19 protein-coding genes are annotated in these 19,326 nt (G+C 46.1%); 1 reads left to right on the plus strand and 18 read right to left on the minus strand.

Features of this window, described 5'->3' with window-relative positions; genetic code table 11:
* Positions 1-23: 23 nt before the first annotated feature.
* The gene (locus H7708_RS11090) at positions 24-314 is read right to left on the minus strand and encodes a hypothetical protein (RefSeq protein WP_223670850.1); all 291 of its coding nucleotides are present in this window, start codon (positions 312-314) and stop codon (positions 24-26) included.
* 145 nt (positions 315-459) lie between these two features.
* Here H7708_RS11090 and hldE point away from each other — a divergent pair, with 145 nt between their 5' ends.
* Positions 460-1,881 (plus strand): bifunctional D-glycero-beta-D-manno-heptose-7-phosphate kinase/D-glycero-beta-D-manno-heptose 1-phosphate adenylyltransferase HldE, encoded by a 1,422-nt coding sequence (gene hldE / locus H7708_RS11095; RefSeq protein ID WP_223670851.1) that lies wholly within the window; start codon positions 460-462, stop codon positions 1,879-1,881.
* Between the two features lie 58 nt (positions 1,882-1,939).
* On the opposite strand, the gene H7708_RS11100 is transcribed toward hldE, so the two are convergent.
* The 17 genes from H7708_RS11100 to H7708_RS11180 form a co-directional block, all read right to left on the minus strand.
* Positions 1,940-2,536, minus strand: a complete 597-nt coding sequence (locus H7708_RS11100; RefSeq protein WP_223670852.1) for a Yip1 family protein — start codon at positions 2,534-2,536, stop codon at positions 1,940-1,942.
* A 24-nt stretch (positions 2,537-2,560) separates the two neighbouring features.
* On the minus strand, positions 2,561-3,268 hold the full coding sequence (gene fnr / locus H7708_RS11105; RefSeq protein WP_223670853.1) for a fumarate/nitrate reduction transcriptional regulator Fnr: 708 nt from the start codon (positions 3,266-3,268) through the stop codon (positions 2,561-2,563).
* Positions 3,269-3,323: 55 nt separating this feature from the next.
* Positions 3,324-4,697 (minus strand): oxygen-independent coproporphyrinogen III oxidase, encoded by a 1,374-nt coding sequence (gene hemN / locus H7708_RS11110; RefSeq protein WP_223670854.1) that lies wholly within the window; start codon positions 4,695-4,697, stop codon positions 3,324-3,326.
* Positions 4,698-4,799: 102 nt separating this feature from the next.
* Entirely contained in the window at positions 4,800-5,495 is a 696-nt protein-coding gene (locus tag H7708_RS11115; protein WP_223670855.1) for a sulfite exporter TauE/SafE family protein, read from the minus strand.
* A 1-nt stretch (position 5,496) separates the two neighbouring features.
* On the minus strand, positions 5,497-5,706 hold the full coding sequence (ccoS, locus tag H7708_RS11120) for a cbb3-type cytochrome oxidase assembly protein CcoS (protein WP_223670856.1): 210 nt from the start codon (positions 5,704-5,706) through the stop codon (positions 5,497-5,499).
* Between the two features lie 6 nt (positions 5,707-5,712).
* Complete coding sequence (locus tag H7708_RS11125; RefSeq protein ID WP_223670857.1) at positions 5,713-8,127, minus strand: heavy metal translocating P-type ATPase; 2,415 nt, start codon at positions 8,125-8,127, stop codon at positions 5,713-5,715.
* Complete coding sequence (locus tag H7708_RS11130; protein ID WP_223670858.1) at positions 8,128-8,616, minus strand: FixH family protein; 489 nt, start codon at positions 8,614-8,616, stop codon at positions 8,128-8,130. It lies immediately after the preceding gene.
* A gap of 4 nt (positions 8,617-8,620) precedes the next feature.
* Complete coding sequence (gene ccoG, locus H7708_RS11135; RefSeq protein ID WP_223670859.1) at positions 8,621-10,033, minus strand: cytochrome c oxidase accessory protein CcoG; 1,413 nt, start codon at positions 10,031-10,033, stop codon at positions 8,621-8,623.
* Between the two features lie 18 nt (positions 10,034-10,051).
* The gene (gene ccoP, locus H7708_RS11140) at positions 10,052-10,960 is read right to left on the minus strand and encodes a cytochrome-c oxidase, cbb3-type subunit III (protein ID WP_223670860.1); all 909 of its coding nucleotides are present in this window, start codon (positions 10,958-10,960) and stop codon (positions 10,052-10,054) included.
* The gene (locus H7708_RS11145; protein WP_223670861.1) at positions 10,953-11,126 is read right to left on the minus strand and encodes a cbb3-type cytochrome oxidase subunit 3; all 174 of its coding nucleotides are present in this window, start codon (positions 11,124-11,126) and stop codon (positions 10,953-10,955) included. Before H7708_RS11145 ends, ccoP begins: the two co-directional genes overlap by 8 nt.
* A gap of 2 nt (positions 11,127-11,128) precedes the next feature.
* Positions 11,129-11,767, minus strand: coding sequence for a cytochrome-c oxidase, cbb3-type subunit II (gene ccoO / locus H7708_RS11150; protein ID WP_223670862.1), 639 nt, complete (start codon positions 11,765-11,767; stop codon positions 11,129-11,131).
* 12 nt (positions 11,768-11,779) lie between these two features.
* Positions 11,780-13,210: a cytochrome-c oxidase, cbb3-type subunit I gene (gene ccoN, locus H7708_RS11155; protein ID WP_223670863.1), complete on the minus strand. Its 1,431-nt coding sequence runs from the start codon at positions 13,208-13,210 to the stop codon at positions 11,780-11,782.
* A 265-nt stretch (positions 13,211-13,475) separates the two neighbouring features.
* On the minus strand, positions 13,476-14,783 hold the full coding sequence (gene argH / locus H7708_RS11160; protein ID WP_223670864.1) for an argininosuccinate lyase: 1,308 nt from the start codon (positions 14,781-14,783) through the stop codon (positions 13,476-13,478).
* A 9-nt stretch (positions 14,784-14,792) separates the two neighbouring features.
* Entirely contained in the window at positions 14,793-15,725 is a 933-nt protein-coding gene (gene argC, locus H7708_RS11165) for an N-acetyl-gamma-glutamyl-phosphate reductase (RefSeq protein WP_223670865.1), read from the minus strand.
* The gene (locus H7708_RS11170) at positions 15,715-17,046 is read right to left on the minus strand and encodes an acetylglutamate kinase (protein WP_223670866.1); all 1,332 of its coding nucleotides are present in this window, start codon (positions 17,044-17,046) and stop codon (positions 15,715-15,717) included. The genes argC and H7708_RS11170 overlap by 11 nt, the downstream gene beginning before the upstream one ends.
* Positions 17,039-18,118 carry an acetylornithine deacetylase gene (locus tag H7708_RS11175; protein ID WP_223670867.1) on the minus strand — a complete coding sequence of 360 codons (1,080 nt, stop codon included), beginning with the start codon at positions 18,116-18,118 and terminating at the stop codon, positions 17,039-17,041. The genes H7708_RS11170 and H7708_RS11175 overlap by 8 nt, the downstream gene beginning before the upstream one ends.
* Positions 18,115-19,323, minus strand: a complete 1,209-nt coding sequence (locus tag H7708_RS11180; protein WP_223670868.1) for an argininosuccinate synthase — start codon at positions 19,321-19,323, stop codon at positions 18,115-18,117. Before H7708_RS11180 ends, H7708_RS11175 begins: the two co-directional genes overlap by 4 nt.
* Positions 19,324-19,326: the final 3 nt, after the last annotated feature.

Raw genomic sequence — 19,326 nt, forward strand, 5'->3', positions numbered from 1 at the left:
TATTTGATGACTCAAGGGTTTTATTAACCTTTTCGTGACTCTCTGATGTAGTAGCGTGCCTTTTCTGCGTTGTTAACACAGGCATCGTAGCTTTCAAAAGTTTGATTGGTTTTGGCCGCGGTTAACAAGCTGGCGGCCTTGGTATAGTTAACCGTACCAGCAAAACCTTCACTCTTGGCAAAACTCAGCTCGTCATAAGCCGTATCGAGAGCTTGTCGACATTGAGCTGCGTTATATCCTTTGCGGGAACCAGCACAAGAAGCCAATACCAACACTGTCACACTCAACAGTAAAAACATTGTAACTTTTTTCATAATTTACCTCCGGCGATAAGCCTTTTATGGTCACAGTTTACCGCCAAACCCATTGATATAACACAAAATACCTCTCAACTCTTACATCACTCAGGGTAACACGCTATCATTAACACACACTTAATATATTCATTGAGTAGATGGTTTGAACTTAAATCTTCCAAAATTTAACAAAGCAAGAGTACTGGTAATTGGCGATATCATGCTGGATCGCTATTGGCATGGTGATACCTCACGCGTATCGCCTGAAGCCCCTGTCCCCGTGGTCAATGTCAGTCAAACAGAAGATCGGGCTGGTGGCGCAGGTAACGTTGCCTTAAACATAGCAGTACTCGGCTGTCAGGTGACATTATGTGGCGTCACAGGTGATGATGAAGCGGCTCAAAGTCTGGAAGAAATTCTTAACCACCACCAAGTCTCCTGTGAATTCGAAAAGCGCAATCATCACCAAACCATCACCAAACTGCGTTTAATGAGCCGAAGCCAACAACTTCTGAGAGCAGACTTTGAACAGGAATTTTCACTCAATAATGGCATTTCCATGGAAGCCGTTAACCGCTTAGTTGAAGAACACGACGTCATCGTACTGTCTGACTATGGTAAAGGCACTTTGCAGGATCCACAGCCCATTATTCAGGCGGCAGTAGTACACCAAAAACCGGTCATCGTCGATCCCAAAGGGAGCGACTTCAGCAAGTATCGTCAGGCCACCCTGATCACGCCGAATCAATCTGAGTTTGATACCATTGCCGGTAAATCGGTAAACGAAGACGAATTCCTGGACAAAGCTCAAAAAATACGCCAACAACTGAGTATTGATAGCCTGCTGGTGACGCGTAGCGAAAAAGGCATGGCGCTATTTTCCGCTAACTGCGAACCCTACTTACAGGCAACTCAGGCACAGGAAGTTTATGATGTTACCGGTGCCGGTGACACAGTGGTGGCGACGCTCGCCAGCGCCATGGCGGCTGGTGCTTCATTACAAGAATCGGTACAGATAGCAAATCTTGCAGCCGGTATTGTGGTTGGTAAGTTGGGTACGGCTACCGTCACCACGCAGGAGCTTCACCACGCCATGCTCAGTCATCAACCACTGCAACAGGGTGTGGTATCAGAGCTGACGTTATTGGAGCTCATTGCGCAGGCTAAAGCCTCCGGGGAAACGATCGTGATGACCAACGGTTGCTTCGATATTCTGCATTCAGGCCATGTTAGCTACCTGAAACAGGCAGCGGAATTGGGTGATAGACTCATCGTTGCCGTTAACAGCGACGACTCGGTCAAACGCCTCAAGGGCGACAGCCGCCCACTCAACCCTTGCCAACAACGCATGCTGGTATTATCAGAATTATCCAGCGTCGACTGGGTGGTAGAGTTTACCGAAGATACGCCTCAGCGCTTGATAGAAGCAATGCGACCAGACGTATTAGTCAAAGGGGGCGACTATAAAGTGGAGGAAATCGCTGGTTCCAGTAGCGTCATAAGCAATGGCGGTGATGTGGTCATACTCGACTTTGTCGATGGTGTTTCAACCACCAATATCATTAATAAAGCCAAAACACATTAAAAGCAAACCCTAACAAAAGCCTCAATTAATCGAGGCTTTTTAAAACCTGTGTCAGTACTTAGCGAGTAAATACCGGACCGACACCATGTGCCCAGAAGAGTACGCTCATGGCCAGGGCCGCAACCACTAACACCAGACCGACCGTAATAATCGAGTTTGAGAAGAAGAAAGCCTTTTCACTGTTAATGCCCATCATGATAGGCGTACCCAGGAACAGCAGCCTGACGGAGAAAGCCACGGCCACTAGGGTCAGCAACATATCTAACCACAGTATCGGATAAGCGCTGAAGACACTGACTAAGAATAATGGAATACACGAATAAACCACCAACGCAAAGCAGTCAGACAGGCTTGCATCAGAACCATAAGTTTTCGCCATCCAGTGAATTAAATGAGAGAAGATATAAGCACCCACCAGAATAGCCAAATAGGCGGTAATGGAAATACTTAAAGCGCTTTGCCAGGTGAGTTTAACCGGTTCTTCGTTGCCAATCCTCCAGCCACTGTAAACGGCCCCAATAAAAGCAAACAATGGCGGCAATAACGCCATCACTATCAAGACCCGAACATACACCTGAGAAACACTAAAGTTTTTTTCTTTAATGTGCTTCCAGGTGTCGACCGGACTGTACAAAATATTAAAACGATTTTTCATACCCACCCCTCCGCATCAAATGGTTTAGTGGCAACGAGCACCTGCCAGCTCGCTCATTGCCTGAAAATCCACTATGGTAATTTCCTTTTCTTTAACTGAAATCAGCGACTTTTGTTGTAATTTTGAAAAGAGCCTACTGACCGTTTCGACGGCCAGGCCAAGATAGTTGGCAATATCGCTTCGTGTCATGGTGAGGTTAAAGCAGGTTTTCGACAGCCCTCTGCTGGCAAACCGGCTCGACATATTCATTAAAAAAGCTGCCAAACGCTCATCCGCACTCTTCTTACTTAGTAACAGAAGTAGCTCTTGGTCGTCGTGAATTTCCCGACTCATCACTCGCAATAGCTGTTGGCGCAGACCTGGGATTTCTCCAGACAACATTTCTAACTTAGCGAAAGGAATGGTACAGACGGAAGAGGTTTCTATCGCTTTCGCCATACTCGGGTGCTTTTGCCGATTAATGGCATCGAGACCGATAATTTCACCCGGCAGATGAAATCCGGTGATCTGCTCCTCACCACTTTCGGAAATGGTATAGGACTTAATGCAACCCGAGCGTACCGCATAAATGGCTTTAAACTCATCGCCAGCGTGAAACATCATCTCACCTTTTTTCAACGGACGTCGCCGTTGAATGATACTATCCAAGTGTTCGACTTCAGCTTCAACCAGCATCACCGGAAGGCATAACTGGTTAATACTACAGCTCTGACATTTAACCGAAGGCAGCATATCTTAGTCCCTAATTTTCAAACGTTACTCAAGTATAAAGGTTAATTTATTTAAGTTAAATGGCTTTTGAATAAATCTGTAATGCCTTTAACTCTTTGAAATATTCATCGAAGGTCATACAAATATTTCTAATGAGTAAACGCCCATTTTCCGTTACCTCGATCCCCTTATCATCCAATATCAGAAGCCCATCCGACTCCATGCCCTTAAGTTCTTCAAGCTCACTAGCAAAATGCTCTTTAAAGTCAATATGATAAGCCGCTTCAATGCTCTTATAATCCAAGCGAAATAAACAAATAAGCTGCATAATCACATCGTGACGTAATCTATCCTCCAACGTCGATTCATAGCCTCTCCATAGGGCATATTTATCATTCTCCACGCATTCATAATACGCATTTAAGTCACGCTGGCTTTGGATGTAACAGTCGCCAACTTGACTGATCGACGATACACCCAAACCAATCAAGTCACAGTCAGCTTTGGTGGTATAGCCCTGGAAATTTCGATGCAAATCGCCCGTCTGTTGCGCATGGGTTAACTCATCATGCGGCAGGGCAAAATGATCCATGCCGATATACACATAACCTGCTTCGGTAAGCTTACGAATGGTCATTTCAAGAATGGCCAACTTTTCCTTGGGTGATGGTAAATCAGCGGCTTCAATTCGACGCTGTGGCTTAAAGCGGTGTGGTAAGTGCGCGTAATTGAAGACGGAAAGGCGATCCGGCGCCATCTCAATAATTTTATCCACGGTTTCGGCAAAGCTTTCTTCGCTTTGGAATGGCAAACCGTAAATCAGATCCACATTGATCGACTCGAAACCATACTTTCTTGCGTTAATCAGTACATTGCGGGTCATTGCTTCTGGCTGGATGCGGTTAACCGCTTTCTGCACCTGTTCATCAAAGTCTTGCACGCCCAGGCTGATCCGATTAAAGCCCAGCTTTGCCAATTCCGGCAATGTTTGGTGATCCATACGTCTCGGGTCAATCTCAATCGAGTAGTCACCCTCTTCTGCAAAATCAAAATACTCTTTTAAAGTATCCACCACCTCGGCAATTTCATCATTATTCAGGAAGGTTGGCGTACCACCACCCCAATGCATCTGCTCAACCTGACGCCCTTTGACATGCTCTGCAATACGCTTTGCTTCTCGCAGTAAAGCCGCTATATAGCGTTTAGTCTTACTTCTATCCTTGGTAATGACCTTGTTACAGGCACAGTAGTAACAAATGTTTTCACAAAACGGGATATGAATATAGATCGACAGCGGCTTGCTTGATTTACCCTGCTCTAACACCTCCACCAGACGCTCGGCGGTAAAACCTTCTTCAAACTGTAGAGCCGTTGGATAGGAGGTGTAACGCGGCCCAGAGATACTGTATTTCTCGATTAAAGAGCCATCCCATAAAACCTTTGTGTTCATAACCAGGTAGAGTTAATGATTGATAGGGTAAGGATAGTGGAGTAAGGGTTCAGTCACTTGATCTGGATCAATATAGTTGTCTGCAGATCACATAAATCGGTGTTAATGATGTAGGTGATGCGCCACTGGAGCCTGGGCCACAAAGACGATGGCATAGAGCTGATAGCCACCCCATACGATAAAAATGGCACCGATGAGATTTCTTACCCATTGGCGGCGGAAGAACTGGATCAAGTGTCTGGCAAACAATCCGGTAATATAGAGTGCCGGCAAGGTACCCAAGCCAAAAGCCAGCATGGTAATAACACCTTCTAGTGCGCCGCCGCTGGCCGCAGCCATGGCTAACGCACTGTAGACTAAGCCACATGGCAACAATCCCCATAAGAGACCAATTGGAATGGCTTGTGATGCTTTGCGTAGCGGCAAAAAGCGTTTTTGGAAGGGCTGGATAAGCCGCCACAAACGACTGCCCTGCTTTTCAAGGTAAGTTAGCAGGTTCCAGCTTCCCATCAGATACAACCCCATCATGATCAGTAAGATGCTGGCAAACAGCATCAAAATGGGAAACTCGGTCCAGCGCCCGATAACGGCTCCAACTAAGCCAACCACAGCTCCCAAAATGGCATAACTGATGACTCGACACAGCTGATATATTAAGGATAGATAGGCTTGTTTCTGAGGTTCACAACCGGAACTGAGTGCGACCGTAATACCACCGCACATTCCCATGCAGTGCGTACTGCCGAGCAACCCCATCATAAATGCCGGTAACCAAATCACAGAAAACTCAGTCACCACGCTAGCCTCCTGACTCTGTATCGTCGTCCGCCCTGGTGCCGTTGTCTGATTCTGCCTGCTCTTTCTGAGGAGATTCCTTATCGAATAAGATCCGGTGTGCTTCTTTATCCAGATCCGAGTACTGATCCGAATTCACGGCCCAGAAGAATACGGCAACTGCCACAATCAGCAGTACCACAGTTATCGGAATTAACAAATAGATAGCATCCATGATGCGTTATTTCTTTAACCTCAACGAATTAATGACGACCACTACCGAACTGAAAGACATTCCCAGTGCCGCCAAATACGGCGGGATATATCCCATCGCAGCCACTGGGATCATGGTCGCATTATATAGCAAGGCCCACAACAGGTTTTGTTTAATAATCCGCTGCGTATGTTTCGATTTAGCTAACGCAAAATCGATATCCGCGAGTTTATCCGACAACAAATAACAGTCTGCCGATACTCGGGTAATATCGGCAGCATCGGCCATGGCCATAGAAGCATTGGCCACGCTCATCACGGGAGCATCGTTGACACCATCCCCCACCATAAGAACTTTGCTACCTTGCGCCTGTAAGGTTTTCACATATTCGAATTTATCTTCTGGCTGCGCATTATTTTTCCACTGGTCCAGTTGCAACTGCCGACTCACCTCTCCGACCTGCGACGAAGGATCACCGCTGAGTAAATGCAACCGATACCCCTGCACCTTAAGCTTGGCACAGACATCAAACGCCGACTCCCGCAGAGTGTCATTCAAAGTGACTTTCGCTACGGGCCGCTGCTCCTGTAATAGCCATAAGGCATCGAGATCAGAACGCTTCTCAATATAAGATTCTTCCACACCCTGTATACAGTCCGCATTACCGAAAGTATAGATTGTCTGCTCCACCTCGCCGGTCACCCCTTTAAAAGGAAAAAAGTGTACATTGGTAGCGAGACACTGTGAGGTCTCAAACGACTTAAAGGCTTGTCCAATAGGATGCTCCGACTGGGCCTCAAGAGCAGCAATAATCTGTAGTGCTTTTTCTTTTTTGAATGAACCAAAGGTTTCGATGTCATCAACCGATAAAACGCCTTGTGTCAGGGTCCCGGTTTTATCAAAAACAATGTCCGTAATTTCACTCGAGGCCTGCAGGAACGACTGGCCTTTAATTAAGATATTGCGTTGATTATAAGCTAGCGTTCCACAGGTCATGGCAATAGGTGTCGCTAAGGATAGAGCACAGGGGCAGCTCACCACCAGAACTGATAAAGTAATCCCGAGCGCATCTTCCGAGCCAGCATTAAGCCAGTAAAATGCAACGCCGGTCGCAATCAATAAAATGGTTGCGACAAAATAGCGTGCCACTTTATCGGCCAATAAACCAATCTTTGGCTTATCCAGTAATGCAGCTTCCTGCAATCTCAACAGTTTCTGCCAATAACTCCCCTGTTCGCTGATACGCGCGCGCATCACAAAGGGTTGATGGTTATTCACGCTACCGGCCAACACAGACTGCCCATGACGGACTTTCGACGGTAAAAATTCACCATTAAGCATGGAAACGTTGAGTTCAGCCTGCTCACTGACCAGCTCGCCGTCAACAGTGACACTCTTGCCGGCCCGTACCAATAATAAATCACCGTCCTGTATCGCTTTAACAGCTATTGGAGTTGTGTCTCCCGTCTTGGCATCATACTGCTCAGCATAATTAGGTTTTCGTGCGCTGCCTTTGTAGATCCGCTCACTGATTTGTTGTCTGACTCGAAACTCGATATAGCGGCCGATTAATAAAAAGAACACAAACATGGTGACCGAATCAAAATAGACTTCACCGCCAGCAGAAAACAGCGCCCAGATGCTGGTGCCGTAAGCAATAAACAGAGCCAATGTAATGGGGACGTCCATATTGAGCTGCTTATTTCGTAACGAAGCCAGGCCACTCGAATAAAACGGATAACCGGAGTAGAAAAGCACCGGCGTTGCAATCAAGAAACTGACCCAGCGAATGAGGCCCTGATACTCCTGCGCCATGCCATTAAAAGCGCCGAGGTAAAGCGCTACCGCAAACATCATCACCTGCATCATGCCGAGGCCAGCCATACCTAATCGTTTAAGCCAGCCCTTCTGTGCTACTTTCTGCTGGATAACAGTTTCTTCCGGCTTGTAAGGCGTTGCACTGTAGCCCAGACTGTGCAGCTCTTTTAAGATACGACTCAGCGCAATGGTTTCTGGATTCCATTTCAGATGGATAATTTGTGATGTCACATTCACTTGAAGCGAGCTCACCCCCGACAGTTTATTCAGACGGCGCTCAATAAGCCAGGCGCAGGCACTGCAACGGATCTGCTCTGAGAAAAGTAACACGCTTTTCTCGGTTTCTGATGTGATATCCAGTAAATAATCTTCCTGGACCTGTTGCTGATCGTAGGCCGCCAACTCAGATTCCAGTTGTTTAACGTTATCGGGTCTATCCGCGGTCTCGGTTCGAAACTTATAATAATCATCCAGCTCGCTACTGACGATCATATCAGCAACGGCGTAACATCCTTCACAACAAAAAAAGCGTTCCTCCCCTAAAACTCTAAGGGATTTTATATAGTCATCGGGGATCGGCAGGCCGCAATGGTAACAGTCGTTGCCGCGGTAACGCTGTTCCATCTAATAACCTAGTCTCACTTTCGTCTTACTGGGTAGAATGACTTTTCTTTCAATCTCCCAGCTTTCTTGATAAGGATACAAACGGATAAACCAACTACCATCAATCTCATGTTGTAATTGTGAATAATATTGACCTTTGCCGTCTTTCGTTAACGCAACTTTGAAGTCTCGGGTCGATAGCGTTGCATGTTGGAAATTAACAAATAGACTATCGTTAACAGTTGCTTCCGAATCCAGTTCAACAATGACCTTATCCTGCTCAAAGGAGAGTGTCGCCTGAATGCCTAGTTGCTTCGCTTTTTCCTGCTTCGCCAGAGATTCGTTAATGGCCAGCCCATCTTTGTAATAATCATCCACCACCATACTATCGGTGGTATTGTTAGCAATGATCACCGTGCTGATGCCAGCGATAACCGACGACAAAGGTAAAGCAATTAAAAACCAGGGCCAAAACTGCTTATACCATGGTTTATTATCTTGTTGTTGCATAACACTAACGCCCTCTACGCTGAACGGGACCAATAAAACTGGCCGGCTGAGTCACTTCGATGGACTCATCGTCAATACTTCTCAGTTGAAATGCAATATCCACGCTGGTGGTCTTTAATAAGAAAGGATCAATCTCAACTCGTACCGGAACTTCTTTTATCGACTCAGGTTGCAAAGTCACCTGCTGAGGGCCTTCATATTCAATTCCATCAAAACCGCTGGCTGAAATGGCATAAGTATGTACATGTTGATCTTTGTTCAAAATCCGTAATTTATAAATATTAACAATAAAACCTTCCGAGTTGGTTAGATACAGACGGTTTCGGTCTTTGATAATATCCAGCTCCAGCGGAGTTCGCATCCACACCGATACCACAAAGGCTGCCGAAATAATTGCTAATGCAATCCCGTAACCAATCGTCTTAGGACGGAAAGGATTCAACTTACCGCCGGCATCATGAGTTTCCGAGGTATAACGAATCAGGTTTTGCTCATAACCCATCTTGTCCATGACATCGTTACAGGCATCGATACAAGCTGCACAGGCAATGCACTCATACTGCAGACCATCACGAATATCGATTCCTGTCGGACAGACATGAACGCACTGCATACAATCAATACAATCACCCAGACCTTCACTTTGGTACTCTTCCTTACTTAATGATTTTTTCCTCGCGCCTCTATCTTCACCACGTTTTTCGTCATAAGCAATGATCAATGTATCCTTATCAAACATGGAGCTCTGGAAACGGGCGTAAGGGCACATGTAAATACAGACCTGTTCGCGTAACAAGCCGGCGTTACCCCAGGTGGCAAAACTATAAAAGAGAATCCAGAACCACTCCCAACCGCTGAAGGAAAGTGTCCATAATGAACCGGTCAGCTCACAAATGGGCGTGAAATATCCGACAAAGGTATAGCCGGTAAACAGGGCAAAAACTATCCATAAGGAGTGCTTAGTAAAACGCAGTCGAAACTTACGGAAACTCCATGGCTCCTTATCCAGTTTAATCTGCTTATTACGGTCCCCTTCGACCAGTCGCTCCATCCACAAAAAAGCCTCGGTCCATACCGTCTGCGGGCAGGCGTAACCACACCATAAACGCCCGGCAACGGCGGTAAAGAAGAAGAGTGCTAATGCTGCAATAATCAACAACATACTTAAAAATATGAAGTCCTGCGGCCAGAAAGTCAGGCCAAAAATTTGAAACTTACGAGCGGGCAAATCAAAGAGCACAGCCTGCTGCCCGTTCCAGGTGACCCACGGCATGCCATAATATAGTCCCAATAACAGCCAGGCCGACAAGACCCGTAAATTATTAAATTTTCCGGAAACAATCTTAGGGAAAATTTTGCGGCGTTTTTGGTAGAGGCTTTTTTCATCCCCTACCACATAAACATTTTCATCAGACATTAGATGATCACCTAACCTCTAGTTCGACTGCTCTTCATCTCCATGAGAAAGACTGTAAACGTAAGCCGCCACTAAGTGGATCTTATGTTTACCCAAGATTTTATCGTGCGGTGGCATATTGGCGTTAACACCGTTACGAATTGTATTTTTAATCATACTGATAGAGCCGCCGTGTAACCAGACGTCATCTTTTAAGTTCGGAGCCCCCATCGCTGGATTGCCGCTTAAGTCTTCTGCATGACATGCTTTACAGTAAGTCTGGTAAGTAGTTCTACCTTCCTCGACCAATTCTTCGCGGTAGGTCCGCTCAACTTCATTTTCACTCAGAACATAGTGAAGAACCGCCGATAATTTTTCTTCACCAAGGGTCTCACCCCACGGCGGCATGGCACCCTGACGACCTTCAGTAATCGAGTAAACGATGTCATCTGGAGTGCCTCCATAAATCCACTCATCATCAGTTAAATTTGGGAAACCAATGCCACCACGACCATCCGCACCATGACAGCCGAAACAGGTGTTGGCAAAAATAGACTGCCCCATATCAAGTGCTTCCGGTTCGTTCTGTAAATCCTCAATACTCATCGCAGAGTACTGTTCAAAAAGAGGTAAATATTTTTCATCCGCAGTCGCGACTTCCTCTTCGTATTGCTTAGTTTGAGTCCAGCCCAAAACACCTTCAAACTTACCCAGGCCGGGATACAGGATCAAATAGATCACAGAGAAAATAATGGTGATATAAAACATCCATAACCACCAACGCGGTAATGGGTTATCATACTCTTCAATGCCATCATATACGTGACCGGTTGTTTCATTCTCTTCCGCGCCAGATTTTTTTCGGCGAGTAAAGAAAAGTAATGCTGCACAACCAATAATATTGATCGCGATAATTGCTATTATGTAGCCACTCCAAAAATCACTCATCGCGGTTTACCTCTTTATTCTTTGCTGAAACGCCCCCATCCAAAGCCATTTTGGCGGCTTCCTCATATTGTGATTTGCGCTTCTTAGAAAAGACCCAAAAACAAAGCCCAACAAACAGAATCAATAGCACGACAGTTAATATGCCTCGAATTAAATTAATATCCATGACTATTGCTCCTCTGCTGCGTTAGCGGTTCCAGAGTTTGCCGAAGTGTGTTCACGCCCCAGTGACTGCAAGTACTCAATCAAAGCATCCATTTCTGTAACACCCTTAACCTGCTCGGCAGCACTGGCAATTTGTTCATCGGTATAAGGTACGCCGAGCGTTTGCATCGCCTTCATCTTCTTTACCGTGTCTTCACCGGTTAGTACGTTTTCGGCCAACCAGGGAAACGCCGGCATATTCGACTCCGGAACCGGCACTCGTGGATCCATCAGGTGCGTATAATGCCAGTCGTCAGAATAGCGGCCACCGACGCGCGATAAGTCAGGACCGGTGCGCTTTGAGCCCCAAAGGAAAGGACGCTCGTATACATCTTCACCGGCTACCGAGTAATGACCATAGCGCTCAGTTTCGGCACGGAAAGGACGCACCATCTGGGTGTGACAAACGTGGCAACCTTCACGAATATAGATATCACGCCCTTCCAACTCGACAGGCGAATAAGGTTCCAATGTCGCCATAGGCTCGGTTGTATCCTTTAAGAAGAACAGCGGAACAATCTCTGCCAAACCTCCAAAGCTGATAGCAACCACGATTAGAATTCCCATCAACCCAATGTTCTTTTCTACCTTTTCATGTTTCATCGTCATCAACTCCTAATGTGCTGGCTGTGGGATCTTAGTGTCAGCTTTACCAGGGTTGCTGATGGTCTTAATCACGTTATAAGCCATCACAAACATGCCCGCTAAGAAGATAAAGCCACCGAGTAAACGAATACCGTAGTATGGATAAGTCGCTTCCAGACTCTGTACAAAGGTATAAGTCAAAGTGCCGTCAGGGTTTGTCGCTCGCCACATCAAACCTTGTGTGACCCCCGCAATCCACATCGACGCGATATAAAGCACAACGCCAATGGTCGATAACCAGAAGTGCAGGTTAATCAGACTGATGCTGTACATTTTTGCTTTTCCGAAAACACTTGGAATCATCGCGTACAAAGCACCAATCGATACCATCGCGACCCAGCCCAGGGCACCAGAGTGGACGTGGCCAATGGTCCAGTCCGTATTGTGGGATAGTGCATTGACGGTCTTAATCGACATCATCGGACCTTCAAAAGTCGACATGCCGTAGAACGAGAGCGACACGATCAAGAACTTGATAATCGGGTCCGTTCTTAATTTATGCCAGGCACCTGACAGCGTCATGATGCCGTTGATCATGCCGCCCCAGGATGGCGCTAACAGAATGATTGAGAACACCATACCCGCAGACTGCGCCCAGTCTGGCAGCGAACTGTAGTGTAAGTGGTGAGGACCCGCCCACATGTAAACGGCGATCAATGCCCAAAAATGCACAATAGATAAACGATAAGAATATACCGGACGCTCAGCCTGCTTCGGCACAAAGTAATACATGATGCCGAGGAAACCCGCTGTCAAATAGAAGCCAACCGCGTTATGACCGTACCACCACTGAACCATGGCGTCGATAGCACCGGCGTAGGCGGAGTAGGACTTAAAGGACGTCCAGTCTATCGGTAAGGCTGCGCTATTGACCACGTGTAGAATAGCGATGGTGATAATAAAGGCGCCGAAAAACCAGTTAGCCACATAGATATGCGACACCTTGCGCTTGATGATGGTACCGAAGAACACAATAGCGTATGCAATCCAGACAATGGCGATGAGGATATCAATCGGCCACTCCAGTTCGGCATACTCTTTGGTCGAGGTTAACCCCATGGGTAAGGTAATGACCGCCGCAACAATCACGGCCTGCCAGCCCCAGAAAACAAAGGCCGCCAGTTTATCGCTGATAAGCCTGGCGTAACTGGTACGCTGCACACAGTAAAAGGAGGTTCCCATCAAGACACAGCCACCAAATGCAAAAATCACGGCATTGGTATGCAGTGGACGCAATCGACCAAAGCTAAGCCAGGCTGTATCAAAATTCAGAGCCGGAAACATTAATTGCGCCGCAATCCACACCCCGATCGCCATGCCGACGATACCCCAAACTACGGACATAACAGCAAATTGCCTGATGACCTTGTAGTTGTAGTTGTGTTCTTTTAATTCACTCATTGACCTCACCTTAGATAAGAGACTTAAAACACTCGTATTTTTATACAGTGCATCTTAAGTAAGCCCCGCTCTTATCACTTGATCTGGATCAATCTTTTTAGCGATAAATGGCTATCCACAGCGAAAACTTTTACCTTGTGAAAAATGCACTATAAAACAACCACTTACAAGAAAAGCTGGATTTATCACAAGTCCGCTTTAACTTATAAATTCTAATCCGTCCAAAATCATCATACATGGCGTTGATTATTTTTTCATCAGCTCTTTAGGTTAAAGCTTTTAAACGAGTCTCAATTTCACTTAACTGTAAATTGCCACAAGCTCCCGGTGACTGTCGTTGCTCGATGGACGCCTTCGCCTTACGCTGCTCCAGCTCACCATAATTACTTTTTATGTGACGATAGGCATCGCGAAAAGCCATCCTCTCCTCAATAACCAGCTCCACGGCTTTATCGGTTGCAAACATTGCAGCCTCGACCGCCTGTTCGCTCTGCTGCAGATTGATGGTTAATGACTGCAGCAAAGCGGGTACCAAGGATAAACATTGCAACGAGGAGGAAGTTCCTTTCAATAAAGCTTCCTTAGTATTTTGCAGATCACGTTGATAACCACCGGGCAGCGATAACAAAGACTCCAGCTCGTTGTAACACCCCACTAACTTGGCATATTCCGCCCGCATTAACTCAACCGCATCAGGGTTGTGTTTATTGGGCATAATGGATGAGCCGGTACTGAAGTCATCCCCAACCTCGACAAAATTATATTCTGCGGTTGAGAATAAGCTCAGGTCCCAGGCCATACGGCGCAAATCCAATAACGCATTTTTAAAACACCCCAGCACCTGTAGCTCAATCTTGCCACGACTGTTCTGCACGTACATCGGATTAATCTGCTGACGGTTAAAACCCAAAGCCCGGGTCGTATGCTCTCTGTCCAGTTCCAGATTCACCCCATAGCCAGCTGCAGTGCCCAGTGGGTTACTGTTGATTAATTCAAACGTCTGCGCGGCAGCCATGGCGTTATCACAGAAAGCCTCGGCAAACGAGGCAAACCACAATCCCCAGCTGGAAACGACGGCACGTTGTAAATGGGTATAGCCTGGCAGAACATCGAACTCATGTTTTTTGGCCAGCTCTAAACAAGTGCTGGCGATGTCCAGGCAACTTATCTTCAACTGCTTTAATGACTCGCGACAATATAGTCTTGTGGCGACAGAAACCTGATCATTCCGACTACGGCCTGTGTGAATTTTCTTTCCTACTTCCCCCAACTGCTCAGTCAAATACCACTCAATCGCTGAGTGCCCATCCTCAAACCGCGTATCGAGAACAAACACTCCCTGCTCAAAATCATCACTTAACTGCTGTAGACAGTTTATAATCTGTTGCAACTCATCCTTCTCTAAAACACCTATATGGTGCAACCCTTCCGCATGGGCTTTACTGGCCTGTATATCGAATAGCAAAATTTGTTGATCGAGAATAACGTCACGACCGGACATAAACTGATTAATTTTTGATTGTAAATCAGATGTGTTTTGTTGAGACTTTTTACTCCAAAGAGGCTGTGTCATTTTACCCACCTATTGCAAGTCAATGCCTGCCAGCAGAGGAAGCTGGAAAGCTAAATTAATGTTTTGTATCGCCTGCGTCGCCGCACCCTTGAGTAAATTATCCAAAGAGCAGTTTAAAGCTAAGTGTCGTCCATCTTTTGACAGCTCCCAGCCGCCGACAATGGCGGAATGTTGGTGCGCTACCTGGCTGATCTGAGGTACATCTTTTTGTACAGCAATCAAATCCTTATCCTGATAAAATTTCTGATATATTTTTTCGACCGCAGTTAGGTCTAGACGCGCCTTCAGCGGTATATGACTGGTCAGGCTGATCCCACGAAAAAAACCGGCGACATGAGGAGAAAACTTGATGCCCGTATCCAAGTGTCTCGACACCTCTTGCTCATGCAGATGCTCAGCGAGTTTGTACGGCATAATATTATTGACCAACAGTAACGGATTATTCTTATCCGAAGGTGTGGTACCGGCCCCGCTATAACCAGAGATACCAAAGCAACTGATCTGTCCATCGATAAGCTCCCTGACAGGAGCAATACTCAGCTGCATTGCCGTAGCATAACAACCTGGGTTGCTGATGCGTTTTGAAGTTTGATGACCGTATACTTCAGGCAGTCCATAACACCAGTTGTCATCAAACCGATTGTCAGCACTCAAATCGAGCACAACCGTTTCTGGACAATGCTGCTCAACTGCATCAACAAATTTATGCGACAAACCGTTCGGTAAAGCCAGCACCACCACATCGGGTTTCAGTTCGATCACTTCATCAACCGATAACTGCTGATAGGCAAGTGGAAACTTGTGATATCCTTCAATCTTCTGTCCAGCTAACTCCCGTGAACTGGCTGCGGCCAAATCAACCGCAGGATGGTTGGATAACATACTGATAAGTTCATGCCCAACATAACCTCTCGCTCCGATTAACACAGCTTTAATTGACATTACTAGCATCCTCTTCTACCAACGTTTTACCTCTGCTCGAAGCAGCCTCAACACAAGACTTAATTTCGTCGTAATCAGTAAGCCCTGTCCAATAGACATTCCAGTGACCAGACTTAATAAAGCCATCGGCTACCACGGCGTAAAATTTATTAATGGGATTGGTGATATAGGCACGCCAGAATAACTTTTTATGGTTCCTCACCACCTTGTCCCATAAAGCTCGACCAACACCCTCACCTTTTGCTTTTTGGCTGACAACAAACTTATCCAGATAAGGGACTTCATCATCACCGGATAACACAATGGCTGCACGATAGCATTCGGTAACGTAAACTTTATGCAGGTTAAAATCACTGAAATAATTCGGTACCAAAGACCGTCCAAAAGATGATTCAATTAATGCTCTAAGTTTATCCCTATCGATCAGGCTCCACTTATCTGCAACGATGGCTTTTTCCCCCATATTGACCAGAGTACCGGAGCCTTTATCGGTAAATAATTCTTTTGCTAATAATTGCGGCTTAGTGATTGAGACTGAAGTTGCCGCAGGTAAAGCCTCTAAAATATCTTTAATCATCTCCAACTTTAATTTCATACCAGAATGAACCCAGCTTCGTTTGATCAAGTAAGAATAGTTATTAACGATACTGATATTGGGAATAACCTGATTGTCTTGATCTAACACGCCACCCGTTTCTGTTAGGAAAATAATCTTATATGGCTGAACCGTTTTAGCCAGACTGAAGGTTGCCACATCGGCATTGAGGTTAACTATCTGCCCTTCTTCGGTTTCACCCAAAGGACTGACGACCGGCACTCGTCCCTTGCCGACAGCTTTCAGAAGCTGTTCGACAACAACCGACGTGACACTTCCAACAAGACCAAGTTGCTTTTCATCTTGTAGTTCACAATTAAAAACGCCGGAATAGAATGACGTCGCATCGACTCCAGTTTCTTTTAAGCGAGAGGTCAGATTATGATTTTCATCGATAAAAACTTCACGCGCGGCTTTTAACACTTTCGGGGAGGTGACCCGGTGACCATCTACAAAATCTGAATCAATACTATGCTCTTTCAAGTATTGATTTAACTGTGGGCCTGCGCCATGTACCACTATCGGTGTTAAGCCAACCTGCTTTAAAAAGGATAGTGACGTTACCAGATTATCCATTTCCTCTTTTAGAATTTCCCCACCAACTTTTATGACGGCAAACTTTAATCCTTCTTCCGAAGAGAACCGTTTCAAATACTTACGGATCTGGGTTTCGCTATCGATGACGCTCAATAATTTATAAACGGTATCTTTGACTTGACTACTCATGACTCAATATTCTCCAGTAGTGCCCAAGCACTTGCTCTAGCTCATCGATTGCAACCCACTCATTCGCCGTATGAGCTTGCTCGATAGATCCTGGGCCGAAAACGATGACCGGATAATCGGCAGCGGAAAATAACGCCGCCTCCGTCCAGAAGTTAACCGGCGGACTGATATCCAGACCCAGTTTCTTCGCCAGTTTTTCATTTTTACCCAAGTTGTTATGACTCGGTAAGGATGGCGCATTAAATCCTTCCGTAACCTGTTCAAGGTTAAGACCTGTTGCAGCAACAAGCTCGTGAAGTAATCTGGAGGTATCGACCTCAGGCAAAGGCCTTAAGCCGAACTTTATATCAGTCTGAGGAGCAATCACATTGGGTTTGATTCCACCCTGCAAGTGACCAATGTTGAAACAGGTTCCCTGTAAGCAATCGTATGTATCTGCCAACTTATCTTCCGCCCAACGAATCGCTTTGCTCATCCAGCTTGCTGCCTGATGATTAGCATTCTCTTTTAACGCTCTTGGCTCAGAACTATGGCCGCTTTGCGCCGCAAAGGAGACGCTGGCGGTAACGATACCGCGATGCGCCAATACCGCTTTTGCCTGCGTCGGTTCGGCAACGATCACCCCCTGGTAATTGTGAGACTGTTTTAAAAACGATTTAATACAAAGGCTGCTGCCATGCTCTTCATCCGATGAAAACAGTACGGCGTAATCATCCGCCCCAGCTTCGATACAGGCCAACATACAGGCTGCCGCCCCTTTAATGTCGCACGCTCCAAGAGCCACCAGCTTTCCATCACTTTGATGTAACGTGAACGGATCGGTTTGCCAGCCATCGGTGACCGGCACTGTATCGATATGATAGTTAAATAAATATTCAGGCTGACCTTTTGTCGCCAGAACATTGATCGAACCATCGCCATAGTCCGTAACCTTGATATCGGCTCCTGGAAGGCACTCCTGTAAGTATTCAACAATCCCCGAGTCTTTAATTTGTCTCGGGGGGTTGGTGGTATTAAACGACACCAGACTCTGCAAATGTTTTTTAACTTGTTCAATATTCGGCTTTGTCATGACACACCTTCCTGCTGATGTACCGAAGCCCAGGTTGCTGTGCTTTGGCCGAGCAACTTAATAAAGCCACTCGCTTCTTCAATACCCCAGGGCGCTTTCTGCGCATACTCAACATCACTTGATACCAGCATAGCCGGAGCAGTCACCGCCACAGCTTCCACCTGTCCAGGACTTAGTTTTAGCGTCACCTGGCCCGTCACATTCTGCTGTGATGATGCTAGATAACTGTGCAAGTCATGAGCTAAAGGATCAAAATAGAACCCCTGATAAACCAGCTCGATCCATTTTTTAGCGACAAGCGGTTTAAAGTGATTTTGCTGCTGGGTAGTCACCACTTCCTCTAACGCTTTATGCGCTTTCAGTAACCCAATTAGCGCAGGGGCTTCGAAAACAATCCGTCCTTTTAAGCCGATAATGGTATCGCCAGTGTAAATATCCCGGCCGATACCAAAACTCCCTAATTGTTTATTTAATGTTTGCATTAGGGTTACGCCGGGCATGATTTCTTCATTAATACTGACTAACTCGCCCTGCTTAAATTCCAAGGTGATTTTTTCTGATGCTTTATTGATTGACTCAGTGGGCTGAGTTAACACATAAGTATCATTCTTTGGCTCCTGCCATTTATCGATCTCACCACCAGAAATGGTGACACCCAATAAGTTTTCATTAATGCTATAACTCTTATGCACGACAGAGACTTCATGTCCTTTCTGGCTTAAATAATCGATCTCGTATTGCCGGACATCGGTAATGTCTTTCTGAATATCCCGAATCGGTGAAAGGATGGTGTAATCACCCAATGCCTTAATCGACAGATCAAAACGCACCTGATCGTTGCCCATACCGGTACAACCATGTGCCACAAACTTTGTGCCCAGTTTTTGACACAGCTGCACAGCTTCCTGAGCAATTAAATAACGATCAGCGCATAGCACTGGATACTGATCCTGATACATCGAATTACCCCAGACCAGAGGTTTGATAATGGTTTGCCACAGGGCTTTCTGGGCATCGATAGTCCAGTGCTTTTCTGCTCCGAGAGAAAGTGCCGTTTGCTCAATCTGCTCGACCTGCTTATGAGGAACGCCGCCGGTATTCACAAAAAGCGTATGAACCTCAAAGCCTTTATCAATCAGGTACGGCACACAGAAGCTGGTATCCAGGCCACCGGAAAATGCTAAAACTACTTTATCTTTATTCACAAC

This window comes from Kangiella shandongensis, from assembly GCF_020005365.1.
GTDB lineage: Bacteria > Pseudomonadota > Gammaproteobacteria > Enterobacterales > Kangiellaceae > Kangiella > Kangiella shandongensis.